The organism is Pseudomonas sp. Marseille-Q0931, assembly GCF_940789645.1.
In the GTDB taxonomy this organism is placed as follows: Bacteria; Pseudomonadota; Gammaproteobacteria; order Pseudomonadales; family Pseudomonadaceae; genus Aquipseudomonas.
The window spans coordinates 42,741-66,163 of record NZ_CALNWT010000011.1 but is presented as its reverse complement, the minus strand read 5'-3'; the positions used below and the strand labels follow the sequence as shown (position 1 = coordinate 66,163).

Genomic DNA, 23,423 nt, shown 5'->3' with positions numbered 1-23,423 from the left:
GCAATTGTTCGCAGCAGGGGGAGTAGCTCGGCTGCGTCGCGACGATTTACGCTATATAATCCCGCTCTTTATCGAAGCGCGGCGTGCTGTTGGGCCTGTGCCGCGGCGTGGCTCCTGCCCATGGTGCTGGGGGCTACCTGACCTATCCAAGACCTTAGAGAAGCGAAACACGATCATGATGCGCAGCCACTATTGCGGCCAACTGAACGAGAGCCTGGATGGCCAGGAAATCACCCTTTGCGGCTGGGTACACCGTCGCCGCGACCATGGCGGGGTGATCTTCCTCGATATTCGTGATCGTGAAGGCCTGGCTCAGGTGGTGTTCGATCCGGATCGTGCCGAAACCTTCGCCAAGGCTGACCGCGTGCGCAGCGAATACGTGGTCAAGATCACCGGCAAGGTGCGTCTGCGTCCTGAGGGCGCGCGCAACGCCAACATGGCCAGCGGCGCCATCGAGGTGCTGGGTTACGAGCTGGACGTGCTCAACGAAGCGGAAACCCCGCCGTTCCCGCTCAACGAGTATTCCGACGTCGGTGAGGAAACCCGCCTGCGTTATCGCTTCATCGACTTGCGCCGTCCGGAAATGGCCGAGAAGCTCAAGCTGCGTTCGCGCATCACCTCGAGCATCCGTCGCTATCTGGATGACAACGGCTTCCTCGACGTGGAAACGCCGATCCTGACCCGCGCCACGCCGGAAGGCGCACGCGATTATCTGGTGCCGAGCCGCACTCATCCCGGCAGCTTCTTCGCCCTGCCGCAATCGCCGCAGCTGTTCAAACAACTGCTGATGGTGGCCGGCTTCGACCGCTACTACCAGATCGCCAAGTGCTTCCGCGACGAAGACCTGCGTGCCGACCGTCAGCCGGAATTCACCCAGATCGACATCGAGACCAGCTTCCTCGATGAAAAAGACATCATGGACATCACCGAGACCATGGTGCGCAACCTATTCAAGGAAGTGCTGGACGTCGAGTTCGGCGAACTGCCGCACATGACCCTGGCCGAAGCCATGCGCCGCTTCGGTTCGGACAAGCCGGACCTGCGTATCCCGCTGGAACTGGTGGATGTTGAGGATCAGCTCAAGGACGTCGAATTCAAGGTCTTCGCGGGACCTGCCAACGACCCGAAATGCCGCGTCACCGCGTTGCGGGTACCGGGCGGGGCGAGCATGCCGCGCAAGCAGATCGACGACTACACCAAGTTCGTCGGCATCTATGGCGCCAAGGGCCTGGCCTACATCAAGGTCAACGAGCGTGCCGCCGGTGTCGAAGGCCTGCAGTCGCCGATCGTCAAGAACATCCCGCTGGACAACATCAATGTCATCCTCGACCGCGTCGGTGCTGTCGATGGCGATATCGTGTTCTTCGGTGCCGACAAGGCCAAGATCGTTTCTGAAGCCCTGGGCGCGCTGCGCATCAAGCTGGGCCATGACCTGAATCTGTTCACCTGCGAGTGGGCGCCGCTGTGGGTCGTCGACTTCCCGATGTTCGAAGAGAACGACGATGGCAGCCTGACCGCCATGCACCACCCCTTCACCTCGCCGAAGTGCACCCCCGAGGAGCTGGAGGCCAACCCGGCTGCCGCGCTGTCGCGTGCCTACGACATGGTGCTCAACGGTACGGAGCTGGGTGGCGGTTCGATCCGTATTCACGACAAGGCCATGCAGCAGACCGTGTTCCGCGTATTGGGCATCAGCGAAGAAGAACAGCAGGAGAAGTTCGGCTTCCTCCTCGATGCGCTGAAATATGGTGCGCCGCCCCATGGTGGCCTGGCCTTCGGCCTGGATCGCCTGGTGATGCTGATGACCGGTGCGCAGTCGATCCGCGAAGTGATCGCCTTCCCGAAAACCCAGAGCGCGGCCTGCGTCATGACTCAGGCGCCGGGTGTGGTGGATGGCAAGTCGCTGCGCGAGCTACATATCCGCCTGCGCGAGCAACCCAAGGCCGAATAAGCCTGTACAAGAAGCCTGGATTTCCAGGCTTCTTCGTTCTGGGGCGTTCATTCGGGCGCCCCTGCAATTCTCAAGTGGAAAAGATGGAGTGAGTTATGGCTGGTCATTCCAAATGGGCCAACATCAAGCACCGCAAGGGGCGTCAGGACGCCAAGCGGGGCAAGATCTTCACCAAGCTGATTCGTGAGCTGACGGTCGCCGCCAAGCACGGCGGCCCGATTCCGGCGGATAACCCGCGTCTACGCCTGGCCGTGGACAAGGCGCTGACCAACAACATGTCGCGCGAGGTGATCGATCGCGCCATCGCCCGTGGTGCCGGCAACAACGAAGCCGACAACGTCGTCGAGTTCAGCTATGAAGGTTACGCGCCCAGTGGTGTGGCGATCATCGTCGAGGTGATGACCGATAACCGCAACCGCACCGCAGCCGAAGTGCGGCATGCCTTCACCAAATGCGGCGGCAACCTCGGCACCGATGGTTCGGTCGCCTACATGTTCGACCGCAAAGGGCAGATCAGCTTCGCACCGGGTGTCGATGAGGACGTCTTGATGGAAGCGGCCCTGGAAGCAGGGGCCGACGATGTGGAAATGGGTGAGGATGGCTCGGCGCTGGTATCGACCAGTTTCACCGAGTTTCACGCGGTGAACGAGGCGCTGAGTGCGGCCGGGTTCAAGGGTGAAGAGGCAGAGATCGCCATGATCCCGTCGATTAGTGCGCCGATCACTGATCTGGAAACGGCGCAGAAGGTCTTCAAGCTGATCGACATGCTCGAAGATCTGGATGACGTGCAAAACGTCTATCACAACGCTGAAGTCGCCGACGAGATCATGGAGCAGCTCGGCTGAGGCTGTAGCCCGAACGCGATCTGGTACGTATTTCCCGGACTGCATTCGGGCTAAGAACGAGGAGGCCGGAAGCGCCGCATGGTGCTTCCGGCTTTTTTCGTCTGGCTGAGCAGTGGCGGATGACGCAGCAGGGGGCGCCCCGTATACTCGCCAACTGGATAAATAGACAGTTGCTGACATGACCCTGATCCTAGGAATCGATCCCGGCTCGCGCATTACCGGATACGGTGTGGTGCGCGATACCGGGCGTGGCTGCGAGTACGTGGCTTCGGGCTGCATTCGTACCGGCAATGGATCTCTGGCCGAGCGCCTGCAGATCGTCTTTCGCGGCGTCAGCGAGGTGATTCGCACCCATGGCCCGGTGACCATGGGGATCGAGCAGGTGTTCATGGCGCGCAATGCCGATTCGGCGCTGAAGCTGGGGCAGGCGCGTGGCGCGGCTATCGTCGCCGCAGTGGAGGCCGGGCTGGAGGTCAGCGAGTACACCGCCACCCAGGTCAAGCAGGCCGTGGTCGGCACCGGGGCGGCCGACAAGCAGCAGGTGCAGATGATGGTCATGCACCTGCTGGGGCTGGTGCAGAAGCCACAGATCGACGCCTCCGATGCGCTGGGTATCGCCCTGTGCCATGCCCACCATCGGCAGAGTCTCATTCCCCATGGACTGGCCAGCGCCAAGCGGCGCGGCGGTCGTCTTCGTTTGTAATCGGAATAAAGGAAAAGCAGCGGTGATCGGACGTTTGCGCGGCACCCTGGCGGAGAAGCAGCCGCCGCATTTGCTTCTGGATGTGAATGGCGTCGGTTATGAGCTGGAAGTACCGATGACGACCCTTTATCGTCTGCCTGCGGTGGGCGAGCCGGTAACCCTGCACACGCATCAGGTAGTGCGTGAGGATGCGCATCTGCTCTACGGTTTTTTCGAAAAGCGCGAGCGCGAGCTGTTCCGCGAGCTGATTCGCCTTAACGGAGTCGGCCCCAAGCTGGCGCTGGCATTGATGTCCGGGCTCGAGGTCGATGAGTTGGTGCGCTGCGTGCAGGCGCAGGACACCGCGGCGCTGGTCAAGGTGCCGGGCGTCGGCAAGAAAACCGCCGAGCGCCTGCTGGTCGAGCTCAAGGACCGTTTCAAGGCCTGGGAGTCGATACCGTCCATTGCGCCCCTGGTGGTTGAACCTCAACTGGCTCAGGCAGTCTCAAGCGCGGAGAATGACGCCGTCAGTGCGTTGATATCCCTCGGTTACAAGCCGCAGGAGGCCAGCCGAGCCGTTGCCGCCGTCAAGGAGGATGGTATGAGCAGTGAAGACTTAATTCGTCGCGCGTTGCGCGGCGTGGCGTGACAAGGTGTTGAATAACTACCTGCGTTGCCGAGGCGTTGTTAAAAACAGGCTCAAAATGCCCATTTACACTCGTAAACTCCGCTTTCTCGCCTGTTTTTGCCTAGCCTCGGCTGCCTCGCTGACGTTCTTCAACACCTTGTCGATGGAAGTATTGCGATGATCGAAGCCGATCGCCTGATTACCGCCAGCCCACGTGAGCGCGAAGAGCAGCAGGATCGTGCCATTCGCCCGCTGCGTCTGGCCGACTATATCGGTCAGCCCGTGGTGCGCGAGCAGATGGCGCTGTTCATCCAGGCCGCGCGGGGCAGGGCGGAAGCGCTCGACCATACGCTGATCTTCGGGCCACCGGGCCTGGGCAAGACCACCCTGGCCAATATCATCGCCGAGGAAATGGGCAGCTCGATCAAGAGCACGTCCGGCCCGGTGCTCGAGCGGCCGGGCGATCTGGCGGCGCTTCTGACCAACCTGGAAAGCGGCGATGTGCTGTTCATCGACGAGATCCATCGTCTTTCGCCGGTGGTCGAGGAGGTGCTGTATCCGGCGATGGAGGATTTTCAGCTCGACATCATGATCGGCGAAGGCCCCGCGGCACGCTCGATCAAGCTGGATCTGCCGCCCTTCACCCTGGTCGGCGCCACCACGCGTGCCGGCATGTTGACCAATCCACTGCGCGACCGCTTCGGCATCGTCCAGCGCCTGGAGTTCTACGGTATCGATGACCTGGCCACCATCGTCTCGCGCTCCGCCGGGATTCTCGGGCTGCCCATCGAGGCCAAAGGCGCTTTCGAGATTGCCCGTCGCGCGCGTGGCACGCCGCGTATCGCCAATCGTCTGCTACGCAGAGTGCGCGACTTTGCCGAAGTGCGCGGCACGGGTCATATCTCCCAGTCCATCGCCGACCAGGCGCTGAACCTCCTGGATGTCGACGAGCGTGGCTTCGACCATTCCGACCGCCGCCTGCTGCTGGCCATGATCGAGAAGTTCGACGGCGGCCCGGTGGGGCTCGACAGCATTGCCGCGGCCATCGGCGAAGAGCGCCACACCATCGAGGACGTGCTCGAGCCTTATCTGATCCAGCAGGGCTACATGATGCGCACTCCGCGCGGGCGTGTGGTCACCCGGCATGCCTATCTGCACTTCGGGCTGAACATTCCCAAGCGCCCGGGCAAGTCGCCCAGTGGCGACCTTTTCAGCGCGGGTGACGAATGACGAAAAAATTGTTACCAGGCCGGATTGGCAAGCAGCAGGCCGGGGACTAGAGTATGCGCGCGCAAAACGGAGTCCAGCCGTTCAGCCACCATTGCCGGGTCTACTACGAAGACACCGATGCGGGCGGCATCGTCTACTACGTCAACTACCTCAAATTCATGGAGCGGGCTCGCACCGAGCGCCTGCGTGAGCTGGGTTATGCCCAGTCGACGCTTGCCGGTGAGGGCCTGTTGTTCGTCGTGCATTCGGCCGAAGCGCGCTATCACGCGCCGGCACGCCTGGATGACGAGCTGGTGATCAGCGCCGATGTAATCGAATTGAACCGTGCCAGCCTGCGCTTTCGTCAACAGGTCAGGCGGGCTGCGGATGATGTGCTGCTCTGCGAAGGGCAGTTTCTGGTGGCCTGTGTGCGCGCCGACAACTTGAAACCCCGGGCTATTCCCGAAACCCTGCGACACGCGTTCGCCGGGACGCAGGCGCCGGGATTAATTGCAGCAGGAGAGTAAGCGTGGAAGCTAACGCCGTTGACCATATGTCGATGTGGAGTCTGATCAGTAACGCCAGTCTGTTGGTTCAGCTGGTGATGCTGACCCTGGTGGCCGCGTCGGTGATTTCCTGGGTGATGATCTTCCAGCGCAGCAATGCGCTGCGCGCTGCCAAACGCGCGCTGGACAACTTCGAAGATCGATTCTGGTCCGGCATCGACCTGTCCAAGCTGTATCGTCAGGCCGGCAGCAACCCCGATCCGGATTCCGGCCTGGAGCAGATCTTCCGTGCCGGCTTCAAGGAGTTCTCCCGTCTGCGCCAGCAGCAGGGCGTGGACCCGGACGCGGTGATGGACGGCGTGGCGCGCGCCATGCGTGTGGCCATCTCCCGTGAGGAAGAGAAGCTGGAAACCGCACTGCCGTTCCTGGCTACCGTTGGTTCCACCAGCCCGTACATCGGTCTGTTCGGTACCGTGTGGGGCATCATGAACTCCTTCCGCGGCCTGGCTCAGGTGCAGCAGGCCACCCTGGCCACCGTCGCCCCGGGCATCGCCGAAGCGCTGATCGCCACCGCCATCGGCCTGTTCGCCGCGATTCCGGCGGTCATCGCCTACAACCGCTTCTCTGCCCGCGGCGAAATGCTGATCGGCCGCTACTACACCTTCGCCGACGAGTTCCAGGCCATCCTGCACCGCAAGGTGCACACCTCGGAAGAATAAGACGCGCGCACAGAATAGGTTCTAGCCATGGCGAGAATTCGCAACAGACGCAAACCGGTCGCCGAGATGAACGTGGTGCCATACATCGACGTGATGCTGGTACTGCTGGTCATCTTCATGGTCACCGCGCCGATGCTCAACCAGGGCGTCAAGGTCGATCTGCCCAAGGTCAGCAGCGAAGCGCTGCCGCAGGATAACGACGCCCAGGTACTGACCATTTCCATCAAGGCCGACAAGACCTACTACTGGAACATGGGCAGCGAGGTCGACGTCGACACCGAGCAGGAACGTGCTTCGACCCTCGAGCAGATGACCCAGGCCGTTTCGGCGATCATTGCCGAGAACCGTCGTCAGGGTAAGCAGGTGCAGGTATTCGTGCGCGGTGATCGCACCGTCGATTACGGCACCGTGATGGCGGCCATGGGCGGCCTGCAGCAGGCCGACGTGGGTAACGTCGGATTGATTACCGAGGCCCCCTGATGCAGCAAACCGAGCGTTCGCAATCGGAAAGCTACTTCTGGCCCGTGGTCTGGGCCGTGGGTCTGCACGTCCTGATGTTCGCCATGCTGTTCGTCAGCTTCGCCTTCACCCCGGAACTGCCACCGGCGCGTCCGGTGGTACAGGCTACGCTGTATCAGTTGCAGTCGCAGAGCCAGGCCACCACCCAGACCACGCAGAAGGTCGCGGGTGAGGCGCAGAAGACCTCGGCACCGCAGTTCGAGACCGAACGACTGGAGCAGAAGAAAGCCGAGGAGCAGAAGCAGGCCCAGGCCGAAGCGCAGAAGGTAGCCGCGGCCAAGAAAGCCGAGGAACAAAAGCAGGCTGAAGAGGCTCGAAAGGCCGAACAAGCCAAAGCTGAAGCTGCTAAGAAGGCCGAAGCCGAGAAGGCTGCCGAGCAGAAGCGCCAGGCGGATATCGCCAAGAAGCGCGCCGAGGAAGAGGCGAAGAAGAAAGCCGCTGAAGAGGCCAAGAAAAAGGCCGCTGCAGAAGAGGCGAAGAAGAAGGCGGCAGCTGCCGAGGCAGCGAAGAAGAAGGCTGCCGAGGATGCCAAGCGCAAGGCCGAAGAGGCGCGACGCAAGGCAGCCGAGGATCAGAAGGCTGCGGCGCTGGCCGAGTTGCTCTCGGACAACGTGCAGAACCAGCAGGCGCTGGCCGAAACCCATGGCGACCAGGTTGCCGGCAACCTCGACGACCTGATCATCAAACTGATCACCGAGAACTGGCAGCGACCGATGTCGGCGCGCCGTGGCATGAGCGTCGAGCTGCTGATTCAGATGCTGCCCGACGGCACCGTGACCAACGCCAGCGTATCGCGCTCCAGTGGCGATGCGCCGTTCGACAACTCGGCCGTTGCCGCTGTACGTAACGTCGGGCGTATTCCCGAGATGCAACAATTGGATCGCGCTACCTTCGACCGTATGTACAGGCAGCGTCGCGTCATTTTCAAACCGGAGGATTGAGCTCTGTGAACAACCTGATTCGTATCGCCCTGCTTGGGCTGGTCATGCTGGTCGGTAGCGTCCAGGCAGCCGACCCGCTGGTGATCTCCCAAGGCGCCGACCGCGCTACGCCCATCGCCGTTGTGCCCTTCGGCTGGCAGGGTGGTTCGGTGCTGCCCGAAGACATGTCGCAGATCATCGGCAACGACCTGCGCAACTCCGGCTATTTCGAGCCCATCCCGCGACAGAACATGATCAGCCTGCCGACCCAGGCCAGCGAAGTCATCTACCGCGACTGGAAAGCTCTCGGCGCCCAGTATGTGCTGGTCGGCAATATCGTGCCCAACGGTGGCCGGTTGCAGATCCAGTACGCACTGTTCAACGTCAACACCGAGCAGCAGGTGATGACCGGCAATGTAGGTGGCGGCACCGACCAATTGCGCGACATGGCCCACCATATCGCCGACCAGTCGTTCGAGAAGCTCACCGGCGTCAAGGGGGCGTTCTCCACTCGCCTGCTATATGTCACCGCCGAGCGCATGGGCGCCAACAACACCCGCTACACCCTGCAGCGTTCCGACTACGACGGTGCCCGCGCCGTGACCCTGTTGCAGTCGCGTGAGCCGATCCTGTCGCCGTCCTTCGCTCCTGATGGTCGCCGCATTGCCTACGTCTCGTTCGAGCAGCGTCGCCCGCGTATTTTCGTGCAGCACATCGACACCGGCCGTCGCGAGCAGGTCACCAATTTCGAAGGCCTCAACGGAGCGCCAGCCTGGTCGCCGGATGGCTCGCGTCTGGCCTTCGTGCTGTCCAAGGACGGCAACCCGGAAATCTACGTGATGGATATGGGCAGTCGGCAGATGCGCCGCATCACCAACCATTACGCAATTGATACCGAACCCTTCTGGGGCAAGGATGGTCAGACCCTTTACTTCACTTCCGATCGCGCGGGTAAGCCGCAGATCTACAAAACCAACATCAGCAGTGGGGCAGTTGAGCGAGTGACCTTCGTCGGTAACTACAACGCCAACCCGAAATTGTCGGCTGATGAGAAGACCCTGGTGATGATCCATCGCCAAGATGGTTTTACCGTGTTCAAGGTGGCTGCACAGGACCTGGAAACCAACCGTTTGCGCATACTTTCAGACACAAGTTTGGATGAGTCGCCCACTGTTGCGCCCAATGGGGCCATGCTAATCTACGCCACCCGCCAGCAGGGCCGGGGAGTCTTGATGTTAGCGTCCACCAACGGACGTGTGAGGCTCCCTCTTCCTACCGCTCAAGGCGAAGTTCGAGAGCCTTCTTGGTCCCCTTACCTGAACTGATGCGGCGTTACACCTATATTGCTTAACACAACTGGGGTTCATTAGGAGTTACATGATGGAAATGCTGAAATTCGGTAAGTTCGCTGCACTGTCCCTGGCTCTCGCCGTTGCTGTAGGTTGCTCCTCCAAAGGCGGCGACGCTGCTGGTGAAGGCGCTGTTGACCCGAACGCTGGCTACGGTGCCAACACTGGCGCTGTTGACGGCAGCCTGAGCGAAGAAGCGGCTCTGCGCGCTATCACCACCTTCTACTTCGAGTACGACAGCTCCGACCTGAAAGCCGAAGCCATGCGCGCTCTGGACGTACACGCCAAGGACCTGAAAGGCAACGGCGCTCGCGTCGTTCTGGAAGGCCACGCTGACGAGCGCGGTACCCGTGAGTACAACATGGCTCTGGGCGAGCGTCGTGCCAAGGCCGTTCAGCGCTACCTGGTTCTGCAGGGCGTTTCCCCGGCTCAGCTGGAACTGGTTTCCTACGGCGAAGAGCGTCCGGTTGCCACTGGCAACGACGAGCAGTCCTGGGCTCAGAACCGTCGCGTAGAGCTGCGTAAGTAAGCTGCCATGCGAGATTGCCGCCGTATCCTGACCCTTCTGACACTCGCCCTGCCGCTCGCGGCGGTAGCGGAGGTTCCCGTACTGGAAAGCAGCTCCATGCAACAGGGCAGCAGCTATCCACCGGCGGGTTATGGTACGGCCGGCTCCTCCGCCGGAGCGGGCGCGCAAGCGCCCGCTTCTGCGCAGGGTATGCTATTCAACCAGCTCGAGCAGATGCAGCAGGAAATTGCGCAACTGCGTGGCATGGTCGAAGAGCAGCAAAACGAAATCCAGCGCCTCAAGCAGGAAGGGCTGGAGCGTTACCAGGATCTGGATCAACGTATTTCTTCCGGCGCAGCTGCCGGTGGAGCTCCCGCACAGAATTCAGCCGATGGCGCGGTAAACGCCAATGGCACCCCGACGCCACCTGCTGCACAGCAGCAGGGCAGCGCCGAGCCGGGTGATCCGGCCAAGGAAAAGCTTTACTACGATGCCGCCTTCGACCTGATCAAGGCCAAGGATTTCGACAAGGCATCGCAGGCATTCGCTGCCTTCCTCAATCGTTATCCCAACAGTCAGTACGCCGGCAACGCTCAGTATTGGCTGGGTGAAGTGAATCTGGCCAAGGGCGATCTGCAAGCCGCCGGCCAGGCCTTTGCCAAGGTCAGCCAGGCCTATCCAAGCCATGCCAAGGTGCCGGATTCGCTGTTCAAGCTGGCCGATGTCGAGCGCCGCCTGGGGCACAACGATAAGGCGCGCGGTATCCTGCAGCAGGTGATCGCTCAGTATCCGGGCAGCTCGGCCGCCCAATTGGCCCAGCGCGACCTGCAGCGCCTGTAAGCCGATCTTGATGAACGAACCCGCGCATGTCGCGGGTTTTTCTTGTGGCCTGCTCCCAGGCAGCAATCTTTATGGGCCGTCGCGAAGCGACGTTAAAAATCCACTCCGATGATTTTTGTCTGCCATTCGGCGACTTCCATTAGAATGCGCGCTCGCATGGGTGTGGGGTTTCAGCTCGGCTGATGTCCCTGCCGCCATGCCTCGTCGAATACCGACCACTGCCGGTGTTCCTGTCTTTTCACGCAACGGAGGCGGATGACCTGTTTCGTCATCACGCCCGTGGCTACCATGCAAGAAACCCTGCGCATCACCGAGATTTTCTACTCGTTGCAGGGGGAAACGCGTACCGCCGGCTTGCCGACGGTATTCGTGCGCCTGACCGGCTGCCCCCTGCGCTGTCAGTACTGTGACACCGCCTACGCCTTCAGCGGCGGTGAGATCGTCACGCTGGACAGTATTCTCACTCAGGTGGCCGCCTATCGGCCGCGCTACGTCTGCGTAACCGGCGGTGAGCCGCTGGCCCAACCCAACTGCATCCCCTTGCTCTCGCGTCTGTGTGACGCCGGTTACGAGGTGTCGCTGGAAACCAGTGGCGCACTCGACGTCTCGGCCGTCGATCCACGGGTGAGCAAGGTGCTCGACCTGAAGACGCCCGGTTCGGCCGAGGTGCAGCGCAACCGTTACGAGAACATCGAGTGGCTCACCGCCAATGACCAGGTCAAGTTCGTCATCTGCTCGCGCGAGGATTACGACTGGGCCTTGTCCAGGCTGATCCAGTACGACCTGGCGGCCCGGGCCGGCGAGGTGCTGTTCTCGCCCAGCCACCAGCAGGTCGATGCACGCGCGCTGGCAGACTGGATAGTGGCGGACAACCTGCCGGTGCGCCTGCAACTGCAACTGCACAAGATTCTCTGGAACGACGAGCCGGGACATTGATCATGAACGACAAGAAAGCGGTCATTCTCCTTTCCGGCGGCCTGGATTCGGCCACGGTCGTCGCAATGGCCAGGGCCGAAGGCTACGCCTGCTACAGCATGAGCTTCGATTACGGGCAGCGTCATCGCGCCGAACTGCAGGCGGCCGAGCGCGTCGCTCGGCAACTGGGTGTGGTCGAGCACAAGGTGATCGGCCTCAATCTCAACGGTATCGGTGGCTCGGCGTTGACCGATAGCAGCATCGCGGTTCCGGAAACCCCAGGTGAGGGCATTCCCGTGACCTACGTGCCGGCGCGCAACACGGTGTTTCTCTCCCTGGCGCTGGGCTGGGCGGAAGTGGTCGAAGCACGCGACATCTTCATCGGCGTCAATGCGGTGGATTATTCGGGCTATCCCGATTGCCGCCCGGAGTTCGTCGAGGCCTTCGAGCGCATGGCCAACCTGGCGACCAAAGCCGGTGTGGAGGGTGAGGGTTTTGTCATCCGCGCACCGCTGCAGCAGATGAGCAAGGGCGAAATCATTCAGGCCGGTATGCGTCTGGGGGTGGATTACGCGCTCACGGTCTCCTGCTACCAGGCCGACGATGATGGCCGCGCTTGTGGCAAATGCGACAGCTGCCGCCTGCGCGCTGCCGGTTTCGTCGCTGCTGGCGTGCCTGATGCCACCCGCTATTTCTGAAAAAATTTTCGCGAAGTGTTGATTTCCTGAATTAAATCAGTATCATGCGCCTCGCGTTGGGTCGTTAGCTCAGTTGGTAGAGCAGTTGGCTTTTAACCAATTGGTCGTAGGTTCGAATCCTACACGACCCACCAGATCGCAAAAGCCAGTCGTGAGACTGGCTTTTTTTTGCCCTCGGAAAAGCCCTCTGGCCGAGGCTGGCCCGCCTGTGGCGATGGGCAGCCAGGGGGTATACTCGCAGCTCGCTCAAGAGCGCCGCAGGTTCGATGATATGACGCAGATTTCCGAACGCCTTCTGGTTCAAGCCCACCTCGATGCCAAACAGCCCAAGCCGCTGACCGCCGAGGAGGAGGCCTTCTATCGCCGTGAGATCGCCGCCGAGCTGAAGAAGCAGAACGCGGTGCTGGTGGCGCACTATTACTGTGATCCGGTTATCCAGGCGCTGGCCGAGGAAACTGGTGGCTGCGTCTCCGATTCCCTGGAAATGGCTCGCTTTGGCAACCAGCACCCGGCGCAGACCGTGGTAGTGGCCGGGGTCAAATTCATGGGCGAGACGGCGAAGATTCTCAACCCGGAAAAGCGCGTGCTGATGCCGACGCTGGAGGCGACCTGTTCGCTGGATCTGGGCTGCCCGGTGGACGAGTTCTCGGCCTTCTGCGATCAGCATCCCGAGCGCACCGTGGTGGTGTATGCCAATACCTCGGCGGCGGTGAAGGCTCGTGCCGACTGGGTGGTGACATCCAGCTGCGCGCTGGAGATCGTCGAGAGCCTGATGGATAACGGCGAGACCATCATCTGGGCGCCGGACAAGCACCTTGGCAACTACATTCAGCGCGAGACCGGCGCCGACATGCTGCTGTGGGACGGTGCCTGCATTGTTCACGAAGAATTCAAGTCCAAGCAGCTGCTGGACATGAAGGCGCTGTATCCCGATGCAGCCATTCTGGTGCACCCCGAGTCGCCACAGAACGTGGTGGAACTGGCCGACGCAGTGGGTTCCACCAGCCAGTTGATCAAGGCGGCGCAGACGCTGCCCAATTCGACCTTTATCGTCGCTACCGACCGCGGCATCTTCTATAAGATGCAGCAGCTGTGCCCGGACAAGACCTTTATCGAAGCGCCGACGGCCGGCAACGGCGCCGCCTGCCGTAGCTGTGCGCACTGCCCATGGATGGCGATGAACACCTTGGAGCGCGTGCTCACCGGCCTGCGCCAGGGCTCCGGCGAGATTCATGTCGACCCGGCGCTGATTCCCAAGGCGATCAAGCCGCTCAAGCGCATGCTCGATTTCACCCAGGCGGCGCGGATGAAGGTCGCCGGCAACGCCTGATAGGCATGCAGCAAAAAGAAGCCCAGCCAAATGCTGGGCTTCTTGCTTTGCGTAGCCCGGCTGCAATCCGGGAATGGCGAGAGGCCAATACCCCGGATTTCATCCGGGCTACGGCAACTCGTCAGCTCAGGTTGCCCAGTTCTCCGGTTCGTTGACCACATTGAGCAGGGCCCGCAGGCGGCCATAATCGCGACCGTTGAAGGCGAAGGCCAGGCGGGTGAGGTCGCGCAATTCCGGTTCGTCGCGTTCCTGCTCGCCATGAGGCTGCTGGGTAAAACCGCCCTCTTTGCACAGGCAGGAGAAGTCGCTGTGCAGCTTCGCCAGAGCTGCCTTGTTGAGCGGGTGATTGAGGCGAATCACGAAGCGGTCCTTGAGCCAGCGGCTGGAGTGGAAGTTGCGATAGAAGCGGGCGATTTCATCCACGGCCTCTTCAGCGCTGTAGACCAGGTGCAGCAGGTTGAGGTCGGTCGGCAGGATGTAGCCGTTGTCGCCGAGCTGCCGGCGGATGAACCCCAGCGCATCTTCCCAGTAGCTGCCACCCGGTTGATCGAGCAGCACCACCGGTACCAACGGGCTCTTGCCGGTCTGGATCAGGGTGAGCACCTCCAGGGCTTCATCGAGCGTGCCGAAACCGCCGGGGCAGAGCACCAGGCCATCGGCTTCCTTGACGAAGAACAGCTTGCGCAGGAAGAAGAAGTGGAACGAGAGCAGATGGTGACTGCCGCGCATGGTGGCATTGGCGGCTTGCTCGAAGGGCAGGGTGATATTGAACCCCAGGCTGTTTTCCGTGCCGGCGCCTTCATGAGCTGCCGCCATGATGCCGCCACCGGCTCCCGTGACCACCATCAGGTCGCGGCGCGCCAGCAGTTCGCCGAGTTCGCGAGCCAGCCGATACAGGGGGTGATCGGCTGGCGTACGTGCCGAGCCGAACACCGTGACCTTGCGCCGACGCTTGAGCTGCTCCAGCACGCCGAAGGCATGTTCCATTTCGCGCAGGGTCTGCATCATGATCTTGGCATCCCAGCGATTGCGATCTGCCTGGGCCATATGGATCACGGTGGTGAGCATTTCGCGGTACAGCGACAGGTTGGGGCTGTTGCTCGGGGCTGCCAGCGCCACCAGTTCCTCTACCTTGCTGCTCAGGTCGACCTCGCTGGTTTGCACGTGGCGCGACAGATAGTCGTCCGCTTCAAAGGGCATGGAAACTCTCCTCTTCCGGGCCTGAGAAAGGCACAGCCGCTCAACTTGGCCGGCTCCCTGATTATGGCGTGTCAGGTAGCTTGCCACAGCCACGCTGCCGTTTCGTTGCCACCTTTTCGTAAGCGTCGATTACGGGGCGATTCGGTTCAGTCGCTCATGCAGGATCTGCCAGCCATGAAGTGCTGTTTCTGTCCGTGGCTAGTGGGCATAGGGCTGGTAGCCGACGAGCGGCGGAACCTCGCCCGCTACGCCGAGTCTGCTGTTTGGTCAAGGTGAAGGGAGTGACAGGCATGCCCAAGTTGACTCTGGAGATAGAAACGAGCCTCTATCGCATGCTGCAGCAGGCAGCGCATAACAGCCAGCTGAGTCTCGAGGACGAGTGCACGCGTCGCCTCGAAGGTGGTGGGCGACGCTCACGCTACATGGAGGCCTTGCTTGCCGAACTGCGCGCCGATGACGCGCAGCGCCGGGTGCACAGGGGCTGACGCCAGCCTTCGATCAAAGGCCGCAGTCGCCCTTGTCGAAGACTTCGACGGTTACCGGGCGATTGCTGCGGTACTCGCTGAACTGGTAGCGCAGTTGCGCGCCTTCGGCCAGCAGGGCGCGATAACCCGAATTGCGGCAGACGCTGGCGGCCAGTTGCGCACGCACGATGTCGGGATTGCCGCGCATCTGCGCAGCATGCGCTTCACGTACGCTGAGGTGGTTGATCAGCGTATGGCCTTCCACGGTATAACCCTGATCGAGAATGTCCTCGTTGATCGCCCGTGGCGTGCCTTCGCTGCTTTGTCGGGCGACCTGCTCCAGGGTGCGAGTCAGTTCCATCTCCTTCAGCGAAGCGGCCTGAGCGGTAGAAAACATCAGGCTGAACGCGAGGGCGGGAAGGATGTAGCGCAGCATGTAATGACTCCTGAAAACGTGGACGAGGGTTGGACAGGGCCTCGGGAAGAATGTTCGCGGCGCTGGCCGTTGGCTGTCTGAAACGGTGAATTACCGATAACAGCGCTGCATGCTGTCCAGGCGGCAAGACTCGCCTTTTTCGACGCAAGCCGGTACGTGATGACCTTAGGTAGTGTACTGGTTTGGCCAGACGCTCGGGCGCAGGCATGCCGTCATCCAATGGATGTGCGACGTTCAGGCGAGATGCTCGGCCGCCTACCTCGGCTGGCCTGATCTGGGCGACGACCGCGCCGGCGCGTACGACCCCCGCATCCACTTCATCGGTCTGTCCTTGGTCCACGCCGTTCGAAGGGCGAGCGCGGTGGTAGAATCCCGCCCCCGTTTGCAGTTGCTCGCTCCATGACTCATCCAGCCCCACATGCCGTTGCCCGTTTGCGCGCAGAGCGCCTGGCGCGCAGCGTCAAACCCTTCATCGCCCGCGGTTCGCGCGCCGAGCGCTGCCCTGACTGTCGGGTGCAGCCGACTCATTGCCTGTGTGCCTGGCGCCCGCAGGTTCAGGCCAATGCCGGCATGTGCCTGGTGATGCACGATATCGAGGCGCTGAAACCGAGCAATACCGGTTGGCTGATCGCCGACGTGGTGCCTGAAACTCACGCCTTCGGCTGGACGCGCACCGCTGTCGATCCGGCGCTGCTGGAGCTGTTGGCCGATCCGCAGTGGCAGCCTTATCTGGTCTTTCCCGGTGAGTACGTCACGCCGCAGCGCGTGGTGGAAGAGGTGCAGCTTGTGCCCGGCAAGCGGCCGCTGTTCGTGCTGCTCGATGCCACCTGGACCGAGGCGCGCAAGATGTTTCGCAAGAGCCCTTATCTGGACGCCTTGCCGGTGCTCAGCCTGACACCGGCGCAGCTATCGCGCTATCGCCTGCGTCGCTCCACGCGCGGGGAGCATCTGTGCACGGCCGAAGTGGCCGCCATGTGCTTGGAGCTGGCGGGTGATCTGCGCGCCGGCGAGGCGCTGGACGACTATCTCGATGCTTTCAGCCAGCACTACCTGGCGGCTAAGCGGCGCCTGCCACTGGAGCTCAACGACGCTCTGCACCAGCGCTTGCAGTCGTACCGCTGAGATCGTTCGGCAGAGGCTTGGGCCACAGCTGAGCCAGCAGCATGCCGCCGAACATCAGTGCACAACCCAGATAGCCGCGCAGTGCCAGCACCTCACCCAGCAGCAGGGCGCCGGCTATCGCGGCGAACACCGCCTCCAGCGAGAGAATGATCGCCGCGTGCGAGGCGATGGCATGCTGCTGCGCGACCACCTGCAGGGTAAAGCCCACCGCTACGCCGAACAGGCCGCCATAGAGAATGGCCGGTGCGGCCTGGAGGATGCCGTCCAGTGTCGCGGTTTCGAATACCGCTGCCAGTAGCAGGCTGATCACCGCGCAGGTGGCGAACTGGATGAAGGCCAGGCGCAGCGGGTCGTGGCGGCTGGCGAAGAAGCCCACCAGCAACACGTGAACACCCCAGACGAAGGCGCCGGCCAGCTGCAGCCAGTCGCCTGAGGCCACGGTGAAACCCTCACCGACGCTGAGCAAAAACATGCCGACCACCGCCAGACTGGCGCCCAGCCAGATGCCTGCACTGCTGCGTTGGCCGATCAGCAGGCCGAGAATCGGTACGACGATCACGTACAGCCCGGTGATGAAGCCGGAGTTGGTCACGGTGGTGAACAGCAGGCCGACCTGCTGCAGGTTGATGCCCAGCGACAGCGCCAGGCCCATGATCACGCCGCCGATCAGCAGGTTGCGATTCAGAGGGGCGACCGGGCATTGTTGACGACGCTGCAGCAGGGCCAGCACCGGCAGCAGCGCCAGGCAGGCGAGGGCGAAACGCAGGCCGGTATAAAGGAAGGGACCGATATTATCCATGCCCAGGCGCTGGGCGACGAATGAGCTGCCCCAGATCATCGCGGTAATCAGCATCAACAGGTCGGCGCGCAGGGCTTGGCTTCGCATCGGAGCGTCTCGCTAGGAAAGTTGCGCATGCTGCCGCAAAGCGTTGAGCTTGACCACCCCGCCACAGCTCGGCATGCTGAGCGCCGCCGTCGGTCCGAGTGGGGAGTCTGTGATGTGGATGAGCAGGCTTGAGCGGATCTTCAGGCGAAAAGCACTGCCATACTCACCTCGGTGCCACTCATAAGAAGAACAGGATCTGCCAATGGCCGCCTATGAAATCCTGATTGCCGACGACCACCCGCTGTTTCGCAGCGCACTGCAGCAAGCATTGACCCTGGGGCTGGGGCCTGAGGTCCGTCTGGTAGAAGCTGCCAGCATCGCTGAACTCGAAGGCCACCTGGCCGCCAAGAGCGATTGGGACCTGGTCCTGCTCGATCTGAACATGCCGGGCGCCTACGGGTTTTCCGGCCTGGTGCTGCTGCGCGGTCAGTACCCGCAGATTCCCGTAGTGATGATTTCCGCTCAGGAAGAAGCTTCCGTGGTCAACCGCTCCCGCGAGTTCGGCGCCAGCGGCTTCATTCCCAAATCCAGCCCGCTGGAAACCTTGCAGCAGGCCGTGCGTCAGGTGCTCGATGGCGACACCTGGTGGCCGCCGCTGGCCGAGGAGAGCGCACCGGTGTCCGAAGAGGCCAAGGCCGCCAGCGCCGGCCTCGCCAGCCTGACGCCGCAACAGTTCCGCGTGCTGACCATGGTTTGCGAAGGTCTGCTGAACAAGCAGATCGCCTACGAGCTGAGCGTGTCCGAGGCGACGGTCAAGGCGCATGTCACGGCGATTTTCCGCAAGCTCGGCGTGCGTACCCGCACCCAGGCGGCGCTGCTGTTGCAGCAGATGGAGTCGATTCCGGGCTGATATCGCGGCGCCGCGTGACGCTGGATCGACGCTGACCGTTCAGACGATCGGTGGCAGGACGATCTGATCACTGCGGCTGACTCCGGCGGTCAGCGCACGACACTGTTCGAGAAACTCGCGCATCGCCGCCGTCTGGTACTTCTGCTTGTGCCAGATGAAGTAGAACTGCCGGCGCAGGTCCAATTCCGGGGTCTCCACCGGCATCAGGCTGCCGCGGCGAAAGGCGTCGCGCAGCGCCAGGCGTGAAATGCAGCCGATGCCCAGGCCTGATTCCACCGCGCGCTTGATCGCCTCGGTGTGTTCCAGCTCCAGGCGGATATTGAGGTTGCGCGGGTGATGACGCATGGCCTGATCGAAGGTCAGGCGGGTGCCCGAGCCCTGTTCGCGCAGAATCCAAGCTTCGTGCGTCAGCTCTTCCAGGCTGGCGCTACCTCGTTTGGCCAGCGGGTGCTGCGGGGCGCAGAACACCACCAGCTCATCCTTGACCCAGGGTTGCACCTCGATGTCCGGATGCTGGCAGTCGCCTTCGATCAAACCGAGATCCAGCTCGTAATGGGCGATCTGCTGCACCACATGGGCGGTGTTGTGCACCTGCAGCTTCACCCGGCACTCCGGGTGGTGCTGCATGAAGCTGCCAATCAGCAGCGTCGCCAGGTAGTTGCCCACAGTAAGCGTGGCGCCAACGTTCAGCGAGCCATAACCACTCTTACCGCCCAGCAGGCGTTCGATCTCGCGCGCCTGGTCGATCAGCGCCACGGCCTCGGGCAGCAACTGCCGACCCAATGCGTTGAGCGCCAGGCGTTTGCCGGCGCGATCGAACAGCTGGCAGTCGGACTGCCGCTCCAGCTCGGTCAGCGAGGTGCTGGTGGCAGACTGCGACAATGCGAGCGATTGCGCCGCGCGCGAGACGCTCTCATGCTGCGCCACGGCAACGAATACTTGAAGTTGTCTGAGAGTAAATCGCATATCGATATAACCGATAACCTATATCTTGATAATCCACTTAACAGATATTGTTGCCGCGAATAGAATGCCGCGCAATCGCGCCTTTTGGCGCTGAAGTTCTTCGAGGAAATCATCATGAGCAATATGAACGTCGAGCGCGTGCTCAGCGTCCACCACTGGAACGATACGCTGTTCAGCTTCAAGTGCACCCGTGACCCGGGCCTGCGCTTCGAAAATGGCCAGTTCGTGATGATCGGCCTGCAGCAGGACAATGGCCGCCCGCTGATGCGCGCATACTCCATCGCCAGCCCGAACTGGGAAGAGCACCTGGAATTCTTCAGCATCAAGGTGCCGGACGGCCCGCTGACCTCGCAGCTGCAGCACCTGAAGGAAGGCGACGAGATCATCATCAGCAAGAAGCCCACCGGCACCCTGGTGCTCGATGACCTCAACCCCGGCAAGCACCTGTACCTGCTGAGCACCGGCACCGGCCTGGCGCCGTTCATGAGCGTGATCCAGGACCCGGAAACCTACGAGCGCTTCGAGAAGGTGATTCTGGTGCACGGCGTGCGTTACGTGAACGAAGTCGCCTACCGCGAGTTCATCACCGAGCACCTGCCGCAGAACGAATTCTTCGGCGACGCGCTGAAGAACAAGCTGGTCTACTACCCGACCGTGACCCGTGAGCCGTTCGAGAATCAGGGCCGCCTGACCGATCTGATGCGTAGCGGCAAGCTGTTCGCCGACATCGGCCTGCCGCCGATCAACCCGCAGGACGACCGCGCGATGATCTGCGGTAGCCCGAGCATGCTCGACGAGACCAGCGAAGTGCTCGACAGCTTCGGCCTGAAGATTTCCCCGCGCATGCGTGAGCCGGGTGACTATCTGATCGAGCGTGCCTTCGTCGAGAAGTAAGCGCCTCCGTTGAAACGACAAAGCCGCCCAATGGGCGGCTTTGTCGTTGTAGGAGCGAATTCATTCGCGATGCGTATTGGCCAATCGCGAATGAATTCGCTCCTACAGGTGCTTGATCAGTCGTGGTGCGATCTCCCGGATTGCATCCGGGCTACGGTGTTGATCAGGTGTGCCCGCGGCGCCTTGTTATTCGCGGGCAAGCCCGCTCCCACAGCGCGGCTATCGTCATGTGGGAGCGGGCTTGTCCGCGAACTGCGGTCTTGGGTATTTAAAGGCGCTTGGCGTCGATGATCAGCACCGGCTCGCGCGGCACGTTCTGGTGCATGCCGCGGTTGCTGGTGGGTACTTGGGCGATCTTGTCCACCACGTCCATGCCGCGGGTCACCTTGCCGAACACGGCGTAGCCGAAGTCGCGCGAGCTGTGGTCGAGGAAGGCGTTGTCCTTGTGGTTGATGAAGAACTGGCTGGTGGCCGAGTCGCGCGCTTGAGTGCGGGCCATGGCCAGGGTGCCACGGACGTTGTGCAGGCCATTGTCGGCCTCGTTCTTGATCGGTACTTCGGTGTCCTTCTGGCGCATGTCGGCATCGAAACCGCCGCCCTGGATCATGAAGCCCGGAATCACCCGGTGGAACTGCGTGCCGTTGTAAAAGCCGCTGTCGACGTACTGGAGGAAGTTCTGCGTGCTGACCGGTGCCTTGTCGGCGGCCAGCTCTACTTCCACCTCACCCAGGCTAGTGGTCAGCAGGACTTTAGGGTTTTCCGCGGCCAGCAGGCTGGACGACAGCAGCAGAGCGCCGGTGGCAAGAACGAGTTGCTTGAGCATGATGGTCAGTTTTCCTTGTTGGCAGTCTCGCCGAGGAAGGCGAGCAGGGCGCTATTAAAGCGTTCGGGTTGATCCAGTGGTGTGGCGTGGCGCGAATTTTCGATCACCAGCAGGCGCGCGTTCGGCATTTCTGCCACGTATTCGCGCTTGCGTTCAACCGGTGTGTAGTCGCGGTCGGCACTGATCACCAGGGTAGGACAGGTGATGCGTGCGAGGTGTTCCCGCACGCCCCAGCCGATGATGGCGTCGAGACTGGCGAGGTAGGCGCGCTTGTCGTTCTGTGGCCAGCGCTCTTCGACCTTGCGCCGCAGTTCGGCCTGTTCCGGCCTGGGAAACAGCAGCTTGGCCAGGGCCCTGGCGATGGTCTCCAGGCTGAGCAGGCGCGATAGCGTCCAGCGCTTGGCGATCTCCAGCCAGTCGCGTGCGCTTTTGGCCTTCACTTCCGGGCCGCTGTTGACGATGGTCAGGCTGCGCAGCAGTTCGGGGCGCTCGACACCGAGCTGGAAGCCGATCATGCCGCCCATGGAGATGCCCACCAGATGCACCGGCGGCAGTTGCAGATGATCGATCAGCGCGGCCACGTCATCGGCGAAATCGGCGATGCGGTAGGCCTCCTGCGGTTTGTCCGAGCGGCCATGGCCGCGCACGTCGAGGGCGATGACCCGGTAGTGCCGGGCGAGCACGGGAATCTGGTATTCCCAGTCCCGTGTGCTCGAACCCAGGCCATGCACCAACAGCAGCGGCGCGCCGTGGCCATAGTCCTCGTAATGCAACTGGCAGCCATCGTTGTCGAAGTAGGGCATGGCGGGGGCTCTTCAATGATTTGACTGCGGTGCGGCGAAGGCAGTGTCCAGCGGAGCTGCATCGAAGTTCTTGATCAGTTCGATGAGAATCTGCGTGGCCGGACCCAGCACGCGCTCTTTGTTGCTGTAGAGAAAGAACCGCGGTTTGCGCACGTCGCCCTGCGCCAGGGGCAGGACTTTCAGCGAACCCTCTTCCAGTTCGCGACTGATCAGGTGGCGCGGCAGCCAGGCGAAGCCCAGGCCGCTGCTGACGAAGGTGCGTGCGGTCGGCAGGCTGCCCACCGTCCAGCGTTGCTCCGCGCCGAGCCAGCCGGCATCGCGCGGCTGCAGGCGGCCTGTGTCACGGGTCACGACCTGCATCTGGCCCTCCAGGTCCTGAAAGCTCAGCTCGCGTTGCAGGCGGTGCAGCGGGTGCTCCGGGTTGGCGACGGCGATGAATTCCACCTCACCCAGCTCGATGCCCAGGTGGCCGGTGATGTTCAGCGCGCTGATGGCCAGGTCGGCGGTGCCTTCGAGCAGCACTTCCTCGACCCCGGACAGCACTTCCTCGCGCAGGCGCACGCGGCAACCGCGGCTCTGTGGCATGAAGGCGGTCAGCGCGCGAACGATGTTGGCGGTGGGATAGGCGGCGTCCACCACCAGGCGCACTTCGGCTTCCCAGCCCTGTTCCATGTGGTGCGCCAGGTCTTCCAGCTGGCTGGCCTGCTTGACTAGTTGCCGCGAACGGCGCAACAGCACGTCGCCGGCCTCGGTGAGCACGGCCTTGCGTCCGTCGATACGCAGCAACGGTACACCGAGCTGCTCCTGCATGCGCGCCACGGTATAGCTGACCGAGGACTGCGAGCGGTGCAGCACTTCGGCGGCCTGGGCGAAACCGCCCTGGTCCACCACGGCTTGTAGCGTGCGCCATTGATCCAGGGTTACACGGGGAGCTTTCATCACATCATCCTGCCTGAGGCGGCCTGTTACACTGGCTCTCCCATGTTGGAGAGCACCGATGAAAAAAATAATCTGCTTGCTGTTCGCCTTCCTGCCGCTGGCTGCTCATGCCTATCCCATCGAGGTGGAAAAACAGTTCAACGGCGCCGAGGTCTCGGCCACTACCCAGGAAATCGACCACAACATGGCGGCGCTGATGCTCTACAACTATGGCCAGAGCGAGGCCGAGTGCAGCGCGGTGTTCCGCAATGGCCCCGAGGCACCACGCACCCGGCGCACCGTGCTGGCGCCAGGTGCCAGCAACAACATGACGGTCAAGTTCAACCGCAGCGTGATCCGCCTGCGCATCGCCCTGACGTGCCGCCTGAAGTGATGAAGCCTAGACCTAGCATCTCGATAAATCAAATTAGTCGATATATGT

General features: G+C 62.1%; 27 protein-coding genes and 1 tRNA gene. 21 read left to right on the top strand and 7 right to left on the bottom strand.

All coding sequences use genetic code 11. The annotated features are described in order from the left end of the window. Positions 1 to 175 precede the first annotated feature (175 nt). The 16 genes from aspS to nadA all read left to right on the top strand — a co-directional run bounded on the left by aspS (position 176) and on the right by nadA (position 13,619). Entirely contained in the window at positions 176 to 1,951 is a 1,776-nt protein-coding gene (gene aspS, locus P3C50_RS17425) for an aspartate--tRNA ligase (protein ID WP_275546927.1), read from the top strand. A gap of 95 nt (positions 1,952 to 2,046) precedes the next feature. Then, entirely contained in the window at positions 2,047 to 2,796 is a 750-nt protein-coding gene (locus P3C50_RS17420) for a YebC/PmpR family DNA-binding transcriptional regulator (protein WP_275546926.1), read from the top strand. A 178-nt stretch (positions 2,797 to 2,974) separates the two neighbouring features. After that, a complete protein-coding gene (gene ruvC, locus P3C50_RS17415) occupies positions 2,975 to 3,499 on the top strand; it encodes a crossover junction endodeoxyribonuclease RuvC (protein WP_275546925.1) in 525 nt (174 codons plus the stop codon). Positions 3,500 to 3,521: 22 nt separating this feature from the next. Further along, positions 3,522 to 4,127: a Holliday junction branch migration protein RuvA gene (gene ruvA, locus P3C50_RS17410; RefSeq protein WP_275546924.1), complete on the top strand. Its 606-nt coding sequence runs from the start codon at positions 3,522 to 3,524 to the stop codon at positions 4,125 to 4,127. Positions 4,128 to 4,283: 156 nt separating this feature from the next. Continuing rightward, a complete protein-coding gene (gene ruvB, locus P3C50_RS17405; RefSeq protein ID WP_275546923.1) occupies positions 4,284 to 5,336 on the top strand; it encodes a Holliday junction branch migration DNA helicase RuvB in 1,053 nt (350 codons plus the stop codon). Between the two features lie 53 nt (positions 5,337 to 5,389). Next, positions 5,390 to 5,842, top strand: coding sequence for a tol-pal system-associated acyl-CoA thioesterase (ybgC, locus tag P3C50_RS17400; protein ID WP_013714445.1), 453 nt, complete (start codon positions 5,390 to 5,392; stop codon positions 5,840 to 5,842). 2 nt (positions 5,843 to 5,844) lie between these two features. Next, on the top strand, positions 5,845 to 6,540 hold the full coding sequence (gene tolQ / locus P3C50_RS17395) for a protein TolQ (RefSeq protein ID WP_197855131.1): 696 nt from the start codon (positions 5,845 to 5,847) through the stop codon (positions 6,538 to 6,540). A gap of 27 nt (positions 6,541 to 6,567) precedes the next feature. Next, the gene (gene tolR, locus P3C50_RS17390; RefSeq protein ID WP_003241681.1) at positions 6,568 to 7,020 is read left to right on the top strand and encodes a protein TolR; all 453 of its coding nucleotides are present in this window, start codon (positions 6,568 to 6,570) and stop codon (positions 7,018 to 7,020) included. Then, a complete protein-coding gene (tolA, locus tag P3C50_RS17385; protein WP_275547009.1) occupies positions 7,017 to 8,000 on the top strand; it encodes a cell envelope integrity protein TolA in 984 nt (327 codons plus the stop codon). The genes tolR and tolA overlap by 4 nt, the downstream gene beginning before the upstream one ends. Before the next feature lie 5 nt (positions 8,001 to 8,005). Further along, entirely contained in the window at positions 8,006 to 9,304 is a 1,299-nt protein-coding gene (gene tolB, locus P3C50_RS17380) for a Tol-Pal system beta propeller repeat protein TolB (protein WP_275546922.1), read from the top strand. Between the two features lie 55 nt (positions 9,305 to 9,359). Then, positions 9,360 to 9,857, top strand: coding sequence for a peptidoglycan-associated lipoprotein Pal (gene pal / locus P3C50_RS17375; RefSeq protein WP_003241687.1), 498 nt, complete (start codon positions 9,360 to 9,362; stop codon positions 9,855 to 9,857). Between the two features lie 6 nt (positions 9,858 to 9,863). Further along, positions 9,864 to 10,676, top strand: a complete 813-nt coding sequence (ybgF, locus tag P3C50_RS17370; RefSeq protein ID WP_197855135.1) for a tol-pal system protein YbgF — start codon at positions 9,864 to 9,866, stop codon at positions 10,674 to 10,676. A gap of 288 nt (positions 10,677 to 10,964) precedes the next feature. Beyond that, a complete protein-coding gene (queE, locus tag P3C50_RS17365; RefSeq protein ID WP_275546921.1) occupies positions 10,965 to 11,612 on the top strand; it encodes a 7-carboxy-7-deazaguanine synthase QueE in 648 nt (215 codons plus the stop codon). A 2-nt stretch (positions 11,613 to 11,614) separates the two neighbouring features. After that, positions 11,615 to 12,289: a 7-cyano-7-deazaguanine synthase QueC gene (gene queC / locus P3C50_RS17360; protein ID WP_275546920.1), complete on the top strand. Its 675-nt coding sequence runs from the start codon at positions 11,615 to 11,617 to the stop codon at positions 12,287 to 12,289. A 58-nt stretch (positions 12,290 to 12,347) separates the two neighbouring features. Beyond that, positions 12,348 to 12,423 (top strand) — tRNA-Lys (locus P3C50_RS17355). 137 nt (positions 12,424 to 12,560) lie between these two features. Then, positions 12,561 to 13,619, top strand: coding sequence for a quinolinate synthase NadA (gene nadA, locus P3C50_RS17350; RefSeq protein ID WP_003241694.1), 1,059 nt, complete (start codon positions 12,561 to 12,563; stop codon positions 13,617 to 13,619). Positions 13,620 to 13,745: 126 nt separating this feature from the next. On the opposite strand, the gene P3C50_RS17345 is transcribed toward nadA, so the two are convergent. Continuing rightward, positions 13,746 to 14,819 carry an LOG family protein gene (locus P3C50_RS17345; protein WP_275546919.1) on the bottom strand — a complete coding sequence of 358 codons (1,074 nt, stop codon included), beginning with the start codon at positions 14,817 to 14,819 and terminating at the stop codon, positions 13,746 to 13,748. Positions 14,820 to 15,109: 290 nt separating this feature from the next. On the opposite strand from P3C50_RS17345, the gene P3C50_RS17340 reads away from it, so the two are divergent. After that, positions 15,110 to 15,304 carry a hypothetical protein gene (locus P3C50_RS17340; RefSeq protein WP_197855143.1) on the top strand — a complete coding sequence of 65 codons (195 nt, stop codon included), beginning with the start codon at positions 15,110 to 15,112 and terminating at the stop codon, positions 15,302 to 15,304. Between the two features lie 13 nt (positions 15,305 to 15,317). Here P3C50_RS17340 and P3C50_RS17335 read toward each other — a convergent pair whose 3' ends face one another. Continuing rightward, complete coding sequence (locus P3C50_RS17335; RefSeq protein WP_275546918.1) at positions 15,318 to 15,719, bottom strand: quorum-sensing-regulated virulence factor family protein; 402 nt, start codon at positions 15,717 to 15,719, stop codon at positions 15,318 to 15,320. A 399-nt stretch (positions 15,720 to 16,118) separates the two neighbouring features. On the opposite strand from P3C50_RS17335, the gene P3C50_RS17330 reads away from it, so the two are divergent. Continuing rightward, on the top strand, positions 16,119 to 16,841 hold the full coding sequence (locus P3C50_RS17330; protein WP_197855147.1) for a tRNA-uridine aminocarboxypropyltransferase: 723 nt from the start codon (positions 16,119 to 16,121) through the stop codon (positions 16,839 to 16,841). Here P3C50_RS17330 and P3C50_RS17325 read toward each other — a convergent pair. Beyond that, on the bottom strand, positions 16,801 to 17,727 hold the full coding sequence (locus P3C50_RS17325; RefSeq protein WP_275546917.1) for a DMT family transporter: 927 nt from the start codon (positions 17,725 to 17,727) through the stop codon (positions 16,801 to 16,803). The genes P3C50_RS17330 and P3C50_RS17325 overlap by 41 nt on opposite strands. Positions 17,728 to 17,929: 202 nt before the next feature. Between P3C50_RS17325 and erdR the strand changes: the two genes are divergently transcribed. Further along, positions 17,930 to 18,577, top strand: coding sequence for a response regulator transcription factor ErdR (erdR, locus tag P3C50_RS17320; protein WP_197855151.1), 648 nt, complete (start codon positions 17,930 to 17,932; stop codon positions 18,575 to 18,577). Between the two features lie 39 nt (positions 18,578 to 18,616). On the opposite strand, the gene P3C50_RS17315 is transcribed toward erdR, so the two are convergent. Beyond that, positions 18,617 to 19,543: a LysR family transcriptional regulator gene (locus tag P3C50_RS17315; RefSeq protein WP_275546916.1), complete on the bottom strand. Its 927-nt coding sequence runs from the start codon at positions 19,541 to 19,543 to the stop codon at positions 18,617 to 18,619. Between the two features lie 114 nt (positions 19,544 to 19,657). Between P3C50_RS17315 and fpr the strand changes: the two genes are divergently transcribed. Beyond that, a complete protein-coding gene (gene fpr, locus P3C50_RS17310) occupies positions 19,658 to 20,437 on the top strand; it encodes a ferredoxin-NADP reductase (RefSeq protein WP_275546915.1) in 780 nt (259 codons plus the stop codon). A 268-nt stretch (positions 20,438 to 20,705) separates the two neighbouring features. Here fpr and P3C50_RS17305 read toward each other — a convergent pair whose 3' ends face one another. From P3C50_RS17305 to P3C50_RS17295, 3 genes are read right to left on the bottom strand one after another with little or no spacing between them, the layout of a single operon-like run. Continuing rightward, positions 20,706 to 21,260 (bottom strand): peptidylprolyl isomerase, encoded by a 555-nt coding sequence (locus P3C50_RS17305; RefSeq protein ID WP_275546914.1) that lies wholly within the window; start codon positions 21,258 to 21,260, stop codon positions 20,706 to 20,708. A gap of 5 nt (positions 21,261 to 21,265) precedes the next feature. Continuing rightward, complete coding sequence (locus tag P3C50_RS17300) at positions 21,266 to 22,063, bottom strand: alpha/beta fold hydrolase (protein WP_275546913.1); 798 nt, start codon at positions 22,061 to 22,063, stop codon at positions 21,266 to 21,268. A gap of 12 nt (positions 22,064 to 22,075) precedes the next feature. Then, complete coding sequence (locus tag P3C50_RS17295) at positions 22,076 to 23,002, bottom strand: LysR family transcriptional regulator (RefSeq protein WP_275546912.1); 927 nt, start codon at positions 23,000 to 23,002, stop codon at positions 22,076 to 22,078. Between the two features lie 58 nt (positions 23,003 to 23,060). Here P3C50_RS17295 and P3C50_RS17290 point away from each other — a divergent pair, with 58 nt between their 5' ends. After that, complete coding sequence (locus P3C50_RS17290) at positions 23,061 to 23,375, top strand: 3-phosphoglycerate kinase (RefSeq protein ID WP_275546911.1); 315 nt, start codon at positions 23,061 to 23,063, stop codon at positions 23,373 to 23,375. The last annotated feature ends 48 nt before the right edge of the window (positions 23,376 to 23,423 follow it).